The sequence below is a fragment of the Kluyvera sp. genome, from assembly GCF_047971185.1.
Lineage (GTDB): Bacteria > Pseudomonadota > Gammaproteobacteria > Enterobacterales > Enterobacteriaceae > Kluyvera.
The window spans coordinates 17,127-28,373 of record NZ_JBKDZH010000060.1; the positions used below are offsets into that span (position 1 = coordinate 17,127).

Annotated in this window: 11 protein-coding genes; 8 read left to right on the forward strand and 3 right to left on the reverse strand. The window is 56.7% G+C overall.

Translation table 11 applies throughout. From position 1 onward, the window contains the following. Nucleotides 1-2 precede the first annotated feature (2 nt). From hisD to hisIE, 7 genes are read left to right on the forward strand one after another with little or no spacing between them, the layout of a single operon-like run. Entirely contained in the window at nt 3-1,307 is a 1,305-nt protein-coding gene (gene hisD, locus ACK5JN_RS17325; protein ID WP_416871296.1) for a histidinol dehydrogenase, read from the forward strand. Continuing rightward, complete coding sequence (gene hisC / locus ACK5JN_RS17330) at nt 1,304-2,365, forward strand: histidinol-phosphate transaminase (RefSeq protein ID WP_416871297.1); 1,062 nt, start codon at nt 1,304-1,306, stop codon at nt 2,363-2,365. Before hisD ends, hisC begins: the two co-directional genes overlap by 4 nt. Continuing rightward, nucleotides 2,362-3,429 carry a bifunctional histidinol-phosphatase/imidazoleglycerol-phosphate dehydratase HisB gene (gene hisB / locus ACK5JN_RS17335; RefSeq protein ID WP_416871298.1) on the forward strand — a complete coding sequence of 356 codons (1,068 nt, stop codon included), beginning with the start codon at nt 2,362-2,364 and terminating at the stop codon, nt 3,427-3,429. Before hisC ends, hisB begins: the two co-directional genes overlap by 4 nt. Beyond that, complete coding sequence (gene hisH, locus ACK5JN_RS17340) at nt 3,429-4,019, forward strand: imidazole glycerol phosphate synthase subunit HisH (protein WP_416871299.1); 591 nt, start codon at nt 3,429-3,431, stop codon at nt 4,017-4,019. The genes hisB and hisH overlap by 1 nt, the downstream gene beginning before the upstream one ends. Beyond that, a complete protein-coding gene (gene hisA, locus ACK5JN_RS17345; protein ID WP_416871300.1) occupies nt 4,019-4,756 on the forward strand; it encodes a 1-(5-phosphoribosyl)-5-[(5-phosphoribosylamino)methylideneamino]imidazole-4-carboxamide isomerase in 738 nt (245 codons plus the stop codon). The genes hisH and hisA overlap by 1 nt, the downstream gene beginning before the upstream one ends. Beyond that, nucleotides 4,738-5,514: an imidazole glycerol phosphate synthase subunit HisF gene (gene hisF, locus ACK5JN_RS17350; RefSeq protein WP_106930049.1), complete on the forward strand. Its 777-nt coding sequence runs from the start codon at nt 4,738-4,740 to the stop codon at nt 5,512-5,514. The genes hisA and hisF overlap by 19 nt, the downstream gene beginning before the upstream one ends. Next, complete coding sequence (gene hisIE / locus ACK5JN_RS17355) at nt 5,508-6,107, forward strand: bifunctional phosphoribosyl-AMP cyclohydrolase/phosphoribosyl-ATP diphosphatase HisIE (protein WP_368479769.1); 600 nt, start codon at nt 5,508-5,510, stop codon at nt 6,105-6,107. Before hisF ends, hisIE begins: the two co-directional genes overlap by 7 nt. Nucleotides 6,108-6,161: 54 nt before the next feature. Here the strand turns inward: hisIE and wzzB are convergent, their stop codons facing one another. Next, nucleotides 6,162-7,163, reverse strand: a complete 1,002-nt coding sequence (gene wzzB / locus ACK5JN_RS17360) for an LPS O-antigen chain length determinant protein WzzB (protein ID WP_416871301.1) — start codon at nt 7,161-7,163, stop codon at nt 6,162-6,164. A 226-nt stretch (nt 7,164-7,389) separates the two neighbouring features. Here wzzB and ACK5JN_RS17365 point away from each other — a divergent pair, with 226 nt between their 5' ends. Then, nucleotides 7,390-8,394, forward strand: a complete 1,005-nt coding sequence (locus ACK5JN_RS17365; protein WP_416871302.1) for an NAD-dependent epimerase — start codon at nt 7,390-7,392, stop codon at nt 8,392-8,394. Between the two features lie 56 nt (nt 8,395-8,450). On the opposite strand, the gene ugd is transcribed toward ACK5JN_RS17365, so the two are convergent. Continuing rightward, a complete protein-coding gene (ugd, locus tag ACK5JN_RS17370; protein WP_416871303.1) occupies nt 8,451-9,617 on the reverse strand; it encodes a UDP-glucose 6-dehydrogenase in 1,167 nt (388 codons plus the stop codon). Between the two features lie 208 nt (nt 9,618-9,825). Continuing rightward, nucleotides 9,826-11,232, reverse strand: a complete 1,407-nt coding sequence (gene gndA / locus ACK5JN_RS17375) for an NADP-dependent phosphogluconate dehydrogenase (protein ID WP_316128808.1) — start codon at nt 11,230-11,232, stop codon at nt 9,826-9,828. Nucleotides 11,233-11,247: the final 15 nt, after the last annotated feature.

Here is an 11,247-nt window from a genome sequence, read left to right on the forward strand (position 1 = left end):
CCATGAGCTTCAATACCCTGATTGACTGGAATAGCTGTAGCTCCGAAGAGCAGCAGGCGCTGTTAATGCGCCCGGCAATTTCCGCCTCCGACAGCATCACCCGCACGGTGGCCGACATTCTGGACAACGTCAAAAATAACGGTGATAAGGCCCTGCGCGAATACAGCGCAAAGTTTGATAAAACCGAGGTTGGCGCGCTGCGCGTCACCGAGGAACAAATTCAGCAAGCCAGCAGCCGTCTGAGCGACGAACTGAAGCACGCGATGCAGGCGGCGGTGCGCAATATCGATACCTTCCACACCGCGCAGATCCTGCCGCCGGTGGATATCGAAACCCAGCCGGGCGTGCGCTGCCAGCAGATGACCCGCCCTATCGCCTCCGTCGGCCTCTATATTCCGGGCGGCTCCGCGCCGCTGTTCTCCACCGTATTAATGCTGGCAACCCCGGCGCGCATCGCGGGCTGTAAAAAAGTGGTGCTGTGTTCACCGCCGCCGATTGCCGATGAAATCCTGTATGCCGCGCAGCTGTGCGGCGTGAAAGAGGTGTTTAACGTCGGCGGCGCGCAGGCCATTGCCGCGCTGGCGCTGGGCACCGAATCCATTCCGAAGGTCGATAAAATCTTCGGGCCGGGCAATGCGTATGTCACCGAAGCCAAACGCCAGGTCAGCCAGCGTCTCGACGGTGCGGCCATTGATATGCCTGCTGGCCCGTCTGAAGTGCTGGTGATTGCCGACAGCGGTGCGACGCCGGACTTTATCGCGTCTGACCTGCTCTCCCAGGCCGAACACGGCCCGGATTCCCAGGTGATCCTGCTGACCCCGGACGCAAAAATTGCCGAAGGCGTGGCCGAGGCCGTCGAACGCCAGCTCGCCGAGCTTTCCCGCGCTGAAACCGCCCGTCAGGCACTCTCCGCCAGCCGCCTGATTGTGGCCAACGATCTGGCGCAGTGCGTGGCGATCTCTAACGCCTACGGCCCGGAGCACTTGATTATTCAAACCCGCAACGCCCGTGAACTGGTTGACGATATTACCAGCGCTGGTTCGGTATTCCTCGGCGACTGGTCGCCGGAGTCCGCGGGCGACTACGCTTCCGGCACCAACCACGTGCTGCCGACCTACGGCTACACATCCACCTGCTCCAGCCTGGGGCTGGCGGACTTCCAGAAACGGATGACCGTTCAGGAATTGTCGCGCGAAGGGTTCTCGGCACTTGCCGCCACCATTGAAACACTGGCCGCCGCCGAGCTGCTGACCGCCCACAAAAATGCCGTCACCCTGCGCGTGAACGCCCTGAAGGAGCAAGCATGAGCATTGAACAGTTAGCCCGCGACAACGTTCGCGCCCTCACCCCGTATCAGTCGGCGCGCCGGCTTGGCGGTAAAGGTGACGTGTGGCTCAACGCCAATGAATACCCAACGGCGGTGCCGTTTGAACTCAGCCAGCAGACGCTGAACCGCTACCCGGAATGTCAGCCTAAAGCGGTGATTGAAAACTACGCCGCCTATGCGGGCGTTAAACCGGAGCAGGTGCTGGTCAGCCGCGGCGCGGATGAAGGCATCGAACTGCTGGTGCGCGCGTTTTGCGAGCCGGGCCGCGACGCGGTGCTGTTCTGCCCGCCGACCTACGGCATGTACAGCGTCAGCGCCGAAACCATCGGCGTCGAATGCCGCACCGTGCCGGCGAAAGCCGACTGGCAGCTGGATCTGCCGGCGATTGCCGACAGCCTGAGCAACGTCAAAGTGGTCTACGTGTGCAGCCCGAACAACCCGACCGGGCAGATTATCAACCCGCAGGACTTCCGTACGCTGCTGGAGATGACCCGCGACAAAGCGCTGGTAGTCGCCGATGAGGCCTATATCGAATTCTGCCCGCAGGCCACGCTGGCCGGCTGGCTGGCCGAGTATCCGCACCTGGTGATTCTGCGCACGCTGTCAAAAGCCTTTGCGCTGGCGGGGCTGCGCTGCGGCTTTACGCTGGCGAATGAAGAGGTGATCGCCCTATTAATGAAGGTGATTGCCCCTTACCCGCTCTCAACCCCGGTTGCCGATATCGCGGCCCAGGCGCTTAGCGCGCAGGGAATCGCCGCCATGCGCGAACGCGTCGCGCAAATCCTGGACGAGCGCCAGTACCTGGTGGATGCCCTGCGCACCATCGACTGCGTCGAGCAGGTATTTGATTCCGAGACCAACTACGTACTGGCTCGCATTAAAGCCTCAAGCAGCGTCTTCAAATCTTTATGGGATCAAGGCATTATCTTACGTGACCAGAATAAACAACCTTCTTTAAGCGGCTGTTTGCGCATCACTATCGGCACTCGCGAAGAGAGCCAGCGCGTGATTGACGCTTTGAAAGCGGAGACCGTATGACCCAGAAGTTTCTCTTTATCGATCGCGATGGCACCCTGATTTCCGAGCCGCCGAGCGACTATCAGGTAGACCGTTTCGATAAACTGGCCTTCGAGCCGGACGCCATTCCCGAGCTGCTGAAGCTGCAAAAAGCGGGCTATAAGCTGGTGATGATCACCAACCAGGACGGGCTGGGCACCGACAGCTTCCCGCAGGCGGATTTTGACGGCCCGCACAACCTGATGATGCAGATTTTCACCTCGCAGGGCGTGGTGTTTGACGATGTGCTGATCTGCCCGCACCTGCCCGCCGACAACTGCGAATGCCGCAAGCCGAAAACGCAGATGGTCACCGCCTGGCTGGCGGACGGCGTGATGGACGTCGCCAACAGCTACGTCATTGGCGACCGCGCCACCGACGTCGAACTGGCGAACAATATGGGCATCACCGGCCTGCGCTACCACCGCGACACCCTCAACTGGGCGGCGATTGGTGAGCAGCTGACCCGCCGTGACCGCTACGCCCACATCGAGCGCAACACCCGCGAAACGCAGATTGATGTGGAAGTGTGGCTGGACCGCGAAGGCGGCAGCAAAATTAACACCGGCGTCGGTTTCTTCGACCACATGCTGGACCAGATCGCCACCCACGGCGGTTTCCGCATGAACATTACCGTGAAGGGCGACCTCTATATTGACGATCACCACACGGTGGAAGATACCGGCCTGGCGCTGGGCGAGGCGCTGAAAGTGGCGCTGGGCGATAAACGCGGCATCAACCGCTTCGGCTTCGTGCTGCCGATGGACGAATGCCTGGCGCGCTGCGCGCTGGACATCTCCGGCCGCCCGCACCTGGAATATAAAGCTGAATTCACCTATCAGCGCGTAGGCGACCTGAGCACCGAGATGATCGAGCACTTCTTCCGCTCGCTCTCCTACACCATGGGCGTCACCCTGCACCTGAAAACCAAAGGCAAAAACGATCACCACCGTGTGGAGAGCCTGTTTAAAGTCTTTGGCCGTACGCTGCGCCAGGCGATCCGCGTAGACGGCAATGCCCTTCCCTCCTCAAAAGGAGTGCTGTGATGAATGTGGTTGTCCTTGATACCGGCTGCGCCAACCTCAATTCGGTTAAAGCAGCGATCGCCCGTCACGGCTACGAGCCGGTGGTGAGCCGCGATCCGGACGTGGTACTGCGCGCCGACAAACTGTTCCTGCCGGGCGTGGGCACCGCGCAGGCGGCGATGGACCAGATTCACGAGCGTGATTTGGTCGAGCTGATTAAAGCCTGCACCCAGCCGGTTCTCGGCATTTGCCTCGGCATGCAGCTGCTGGGACGCCGTAGTGAAGAGACCCACGGCGTTGACCTGCTGGGCATCATTGACCAGGACGTACCGAAAATGACCGACCACGGTCTGCCGCTGCCGCATATGGGCTGGAACCGCGTGTACCCGAAAGCGGGCGATCGCCTGTTCCGCGGTATTGAGGACGGCGCTTACTTCTATTTCGTTCACAGCTACGCGATGCCGGTTAACGAGCACACGATTGCTCAATGCCACTACGGCGAAGCGTTCACTGCGGCGGTACAGAAAGATAACTTTTACGGCGTGCAGTTCCACCCCGAGCGCTCCGGCGCGGCGGGCGCGCAGCTGCTGAAAAACTTCCTGGAGATGTAATGATCATTCCGGCTTTAGATTTGATTAACGGCACCGTGGTGCGCCTGCATCAGGGAGATTACGGCCAGCAGCGCGACTACGGTACCGACCCGCTCCCTCGCCTGCAGGATTACGCGGCCCAGGGTGCGGAAGTGCTGCACCTGGTCGATTTAACCGGCGCGAAAGATCCGGCACAGCGCCAGATCCCGCTGCTGAAAACCCTCGTCGCCGGGGTAAATGTCCCGGTGCAGGTTGGCGGCGGCGTGCGTACCGAAGAAGACGTGGCGGCGCTGCTGAACGCGGGCGTGGCGCGCGTGGTGGTAGGTTCTACCGCAGTAAAATCGCCGGAGGTGGTGAAAGGCTGGTTTAAACGCTTCGGCGCAGAGCATCTAGTGCTGGCGCTGGACGTGCGCATTGACGCTAACGGCAGCAAACAGGTGGCGGTCAGCGGCTGGCAGGAGAACTCTGGCGTGACGCTGGAAGAACTGGTAGACACCTATCTGCCGGTGGGCCTCCAGCACGTGCTGTGCACCGATATTTCCCGCGACGGCACGCTGGCTGGCTCTAACGTTTCGCTGTACGAAGAGGTTTGCGCCCGCTACCCGCAGGTGGCGTTCCAGTCCTCCGGCGGCATTGGCGACCTGAACGATATCGCCGCCCTGCGCGGCACCGGCGTGCGCGGCGTGATTGTCGGCCGCGCGCTGCTGGAAGGTAAATTCAACGTAACGGAGGCCATCCAATGCTGGCAAAACGGATAATTCCTTGTCTTGATGTGCGGGATGGTCAGGTTGTTAAGGGCGTGCAGTTCCGCAATCACGAGATCATCGGCGACATCGTCCCGCTGGCCAAACGCTACGCCGATGAAGGCGCGGATGAGCTGGTGTTCTACGATATCACCGCCTCCAGCGATGGCCGCGTGGTCGATAAAAGCTGGGTATCACGCGTGGCGGAAGTGATTGACATTCCGTTCTGCGTCGCCGGCGGCATTAAGTCCATCGACGATGCGGCGCGCATTCTCTCCTTCGGCGCGGATAAAATTTCCATCAACTCCCCGGCGCTGGCCGACCCGGAGCTGATTACCCGCCTGGCGGACCGCTTTGGCGTGCAGTGCATCGTCGTCGGCATTGATACCTGGTATGACGCCGACAGCGGAAAATATCACGTCAATCAGTACACCGGCGATGAGAGCCGTACCCGCGTGACGCAATGGGAGACGCTGGACTGGGTACAGGAAGTGCAGAAGCGCGGCGCGGGCGAGATCGTGCTGAACATGATGAACCAGGACGGCGTGCGTAACGGCTACGACCTGGAGCAGTTGAAAAAAGTGCGCGAGGTTTGCCGCGTACCGCTGATCGCCTCGGGCGGCGCGGGCACCATGGAACACTTCCTCGAAGCCTTCCGTGACGCCGACGTCGACGGCGCGCTGGCGGCCTCGGTATTCCACAAGCAGATTATTAATATTGGTGAACTAAAAGCGTACCTGGCAGCACAGGGCGTGGAGATTCGGGTATGTTAACTGAACAACTGGACTGGCAAAAAACCGACGGACTGATGCCCGCCATTATCCAACACGCGGTATCCGGCGAAGTGCTGATGCTGGGCTATATGAACCAGGAAGCGCTGGCGAAAACGCAGGAAACGGGCAAAGTGACCTTTTTCTCGCGCACCAAGCAACGCCTGTGGACCAAAGGTGAAACCTCCGGCAATTTCCTCAACGTGGTGAGCATTGCGCCAGACTGCGACAACGACACCCTGCTGGTGCTGGTCAACCCCATTGGCCCGACCTGCCACAAAGGCACCTCAAGCTGCTTCGGCGACACCAGCCACCAGTGGCTGTTCCTGTATCAGCTGGAGCAACTGCTGGCCGAGCGAAAAACCGCCGACCCTGCAAGCTCGTACACCGCTAAGCTGTATGCCAGCGGCACTAAGCGTATCGCGCAGAAAGTGGGTGAGGAAGGCGTGGAAACCGCGCTGGCCGCCACCGTGCACGATAAGTTTGAGCTGAAGAACGAGGCGTCTGATTTGATGTATCACCTGCTGGTGCTGTTGCAGGATCAGGAGCTGGATTTAACGACGGTGATTGAGAATTTGCGCGAGCGTCATCAGTAAAAAAATGGGCCCAATGCAGACTGCGCTGGGCCCATTTTTATTGTTGGTCAAACATTAGCTACGGCTACGATACTCTCGCAGCGCATTACGCCCCAGCACGATACCGGCACCGATCATCCCGCCCAGCAATACGGCAAGAACCAGCACAATAGCGCGTTTCGGGCTATCGCGGCGAACTGGCAGATCTGGCTTCATTACGTAGCGGAAGGTCTGGATCGTTTTGGCATCGATATTGAGATGCTTAATATCGAGCAAGTTATTTTTGGTCTGGTAGTAGCTGTCGGAGAACACCAGCGGACGGGTGGACTCGTTTTCAATCATGGCTTTCAGGCCATCGCTGCCCAGCAGGAACATGGTGTCCTGGGTGACATACTGAGTCTGTTGCACCTGAGGCTTGGTGATTTTGGCTTCTTCGGCGTACTTCAGCGCCTCTTTAATTTGGCTCAGACGCGCGTCTCGCTGCTCTTCAGCGACCGTTTCCTGGGTTTTCAGGGAAGATTCCAGCGCCGTCACCTGCAGCTTAATATTATCACTTAGGTTGGTATGCAGTGTGTCCGCGATGTGACGGTCGACCTGCTGCAGGTACGCGGTCAGCTTCTGCTGCGCTTCCTGGGCACTGGGTGCCACGTAGGTTACCTGGATAGGGAAATCACGCCCTTTAATAACCGGCTCAACGGCTAGCTTCTCCGGTTCTTCCTGGTTATCCAGCACATTAGACAGCGCGGATAAGGCGCCGCCGAACCGCCCACCAACGCTATTTTGCACATCGAGTACGTTTATTCCCGTACTGTTAGTGCCGGGTAAAACGGGATTCAGCACCTTCAATGCGTTGGTGTAGGTCGCAACCTGCGCGGCATCCGGCTCCGCCAGTATCGCCGTCGAAGTCCATTTTTCTTTGGCGACGAACAGATAAACGATAGCCAGAATCAAGATGATAACAACGCTGGCGATAATGGTCATTTTGCCCCGCCAGAGCTGCATGACTAAATCAATCAGATCAATCTGCTCAGGATCGGAACGGCGCTCACCCGCCCCGCTATTGCTCGCTTGTGTCATACAAACCTTAACATCAAATAATTATATATAAGGTCAGATATTCTACTCGACGACCTGATAATTGCTACCAGAATTCTCCCCTGATTTTCCGCAGTTTTATCGCCAAAAGCGGCCAGACTTATTGTGGATTACGATTATCTTTTTTCTTTTACGGCAGGTATGATTCTTCTTTCCGTTACGATAATGGCAGTGAAGCCTTACCGGACGTGTGTTATAGAGGATTTTTATGAAATATCTTGTTACGGGTGCAGCCGGTTTTATTGGCTTTCATGTCAGCGAACGTCTGCTGAAAGCCGGACATCAGGTGGTCGGTATTGATAATTTAAACGACTACTACGACGTCAGTCTGAAGCACGCGCGCTTGCAGCGTCTGCAATCACCGCAGTTCCACTTTCATAAGATTGATCTCGCCGACCGCAGCGCGATGGAAGCGCTGTTTGCCGATGAAAAATTCGAGCGCGTCATCCATCTGGCCGCACAAGCCGGGGTACGTTACTCCATTGACAACCCGCATGCCTATGCAGAATCGAACCTGATGGGCCACCTCAACATTCTTGAAGGTTGCCGCCATCATAAAGTACAGCACCTGCTTTACGCATCTTCCAGCTCGGTGTACGGCCTGAACCGCAAGTTGCCTTTCTCTACCGACGATAGCGTTGACCACCCGGTGTCGCTGTATGCCGCCACCAAAAAAGCCAACGAGCTGATGTCGCACACCTACTCCCATCTCTACGGTTTGCCGACCACCGGGCTGCGTTTCTTTACCGTGTATGGCCCGTGGGGCCGCCCGGATATGGCCTTGTTCAAATTCACCAAAGCCATGCTGGAAGGGAAAAGCATCGACGTTTACAACTACGGCAAGATGAAGCGTGACTTCACCTATATTGACGATATCGCCGAAGCGATTATTCGTCTGCAGGATGTGATTCCCGAAGCCAACAGCGAGTGGACCGTCGAAAGCGGCTCTCCGGCAACGAGCTCGGCACCGTATCGCGTCTATAACATTGGCAACAGCTCGCCGGTGGAATTGATGGACTACATCACGGCGCTGGAAGAAGCGCTGGGGGTTGAAGCGAAGAAAAATATGATGCCGATGCAGGCCGGCGACGTGCTGGAAACCAGCGCTGAGACGCAGCCGCTGTATGATCTAGTGGGGTTCAGACCGCAGACGTCGGTGAAAGACGGGGTGAAAAACTTCGTCGAATGGTATCGCGAGTTTTACAAGGTTTGAAAATATGAAGCCCTCGTCATGAGGGCTTCTTTATTGTGGCTGACCGTGGTCAATGTTCAATCATTACCGAACAGATCGCGGGTATACACTTTCTCTTCCACGTCCGCCAGCTCGGGCGCCATACGGTTAGAAATAATCACGTCCGCCTCCTGCTTAAAAGCATCAAGATCGCGCACCACGCGGGAGTTAAAGAACTCATCTTCCTGCATCACCGGTTCATAAATAATGACTGGAATCCCCTTGGCCTTGATACGCTTCATAATCCCCTGTATGGAGGACGCGCGGAAGTTATCCGAACCAGACTTCATGATCAGACGGTATACGCCCACCACCTTCGGCTTACGCGCGAGGATAGAGTCAGCAATAAAATCTTTACGCGTACGGTTAGCGTCAACGATCGCACCGATAATGTTATTTGGCACCGATTCATAGTTGGCCAGCAGCTGCTTGGTGTCTTTCGGCAGACAGTAGCCGCCGTAGCCAAATGATGGATTGTTGTAGTGGTTGCCGATGCGCGGATCCAGGCACACCCCTTCAATAATCTGTCGTGAGTTCAGCCCCAGGCTTTCGGCGTAGCTGTCCAGCTCGTTAAAGTAGGCCACACGCAGCGCCAGATAGGTGTTGGCAAAAAGCTTGATGGCTTCAGCTTCAGTAGCATCGGTAAACAGCGTCGGAATATCTTTCTTCACCGCCCCTTCCTGCAGAAGCGCGGCAAAGCGCTCGGCGCGTTTGGAACGCTCACCAATCACGATACGCGAGGGATACAGGTTGTCGTACAGCGCACGGCCTTCACGCAGGAACTCCGGCGAGAAGAAAATATTATCGATACCCAACTTCTCTTTAATCGACTGGGTAAAACCCACCGGAATGGTAGATTTGATTACCATCACCGCATTCGGGTTAATCTCAACCACATCGCGGATAACCGACTCGACGCTGGAGGTGTTGAAATAGTTGGTTTTTGGGTCGTAATCGGTTGGCGTGGCGATAATCACGTAGTCTGCATCACGGTAAGCATCATGCTTATCGGTTGTCGCACGGAAATTCAGCGGTTTGGTCGCCAGATACTCTTCGATCTCTTTATCTACGATCGGCGATTGTTTCTGATTCAGCATGTCGACCTTGGCCTGAATGATATCGAGGGCCACCACTTCGTGGTGCTGGGCGATCAGAATGCCGTTCGACAGGCCTACGTAACCTGTTCCTGAGATAGTTATCTTCATTCGCTCTGTAACTTCTTCCGGTTAAACATTTGAGGGTGAATGCATCACCACCGTGAGACCCAACGTTGTCGTATCGGATCGGCGTAGGGCCAGTATATCGCGAATTACCATGGTGCCGCCTATCAGACCTGACTGAATGCTGTTTTCAGACAATAAAAAAGCCCGGAGGAGCGCTCCGGGCCTGGCTTTAGCCGCTGGCTATTTCAGATTAATCCAGCCATTCGGTGTGGAACACACCTTCTTTATCAGTGCGTTTATAGGTGTGCGCACCGAAGTAGTCACGCTGAGCCTGAATCAGGTTCGCCGGCAGTACCGCTGCGCGGTAGCTGTCGTAATAGGCTACTGCAGCAGAGAAGGTCGGTACCGGAATACCGTTCTGTACCGCGTAAGCCACGACGTCACGCAGCGCCTGCTGGTATTCGTCAGCGATGTTTTTGAAGTACGGTGCCAGCAGCAGGTTAGCGATGCCTGCATTTTCAGCATAGGCGTCGGTGATTTTCTGCAGGAACTGCGCACGAATGATGCAGCCCGCGCGGAAGATCTTCGCGATTTCGCCGTAGTTCAGATCCCAGTTGTACTCGTCAGACGCTGCACGCAGCTGAGAGAAGCCCTGCGCGTAGGAGACGATTTTGCCCAGGTACAGCGCACGACGGACTTTCTCAACGAACTCGGCTTTATCGCCAGCCAGTTTAGCCTGCGGACCGGACAGCACTTTAGATGCCGCCACGCGCTGGTCTTTCAGGGAGGAGATATAGCGCGCAAACACGGACTCGGTGATCAGCGACAGCGGCTCGCCCAGGTCCAGGGAGCTCTGACTGGTCCATTTACCGGTACCCTTGTTTGCCGCTTCGTCCAGAATCACGTCAACCAGGTATTTACCGTCTTCATCTTTTTTGGTGAAGATATCTTTGGTGATGTCGATCAGGTAGCTGCTCAGCTCGCCTTCGTTCCACTCGGTAAAGGTGGTTGCCAGCTCTTCGTTAGACAGGTTCAGGCCGCCTTTCAGCAGAGAATAGGCTTCAGCAATCAGCTGCATATCGCCATATTCGATGCCGTTATGAACCATCTTCACGTAATGGCCTGCGCCGTCAGCGCCAATATAGGTCACGCACGGCTCGCCATCTTCCGCAACGGCTGCGATTTTGGTCAGGATCGGCGCAACCAGTTCATAGGCTTCTTTCTGACCACCAGGCATGATGGAAGGGCCTTTCAGAGCACCCTCTTCACCGCCGGATACGCCAGTACCGATGAAGTTAAAACCTTCAGCAGACAATTCGCGGTTACGACGAATGGTATCCTGGAAGAAGGTATTACCGCCATCAATGATGATGTCGCCTTTATCCAGATACGGTTTCAGGGAATCAATAGCAGCATCAGTTCCCGCCCCTGCTTTAACCATTAACAGGATACGACGTGGGGTTTCAAGAGACTCGACGAACTCTTTCACCGTGTAATAAGGAACCAGTTTCTTACCCGGGTTCTCGGCAACAACTTCTTCAGTTTTCTCGCGGGAGCGGTTGAAGATGGAGACGGTATAACCACGGCTTTCGATGTTGAGCGCCAGGTTGCGCCCCATCACTGCCATACCGACGACGCCGATCTGTTGCTTGGACATTACATACTCCTGTCA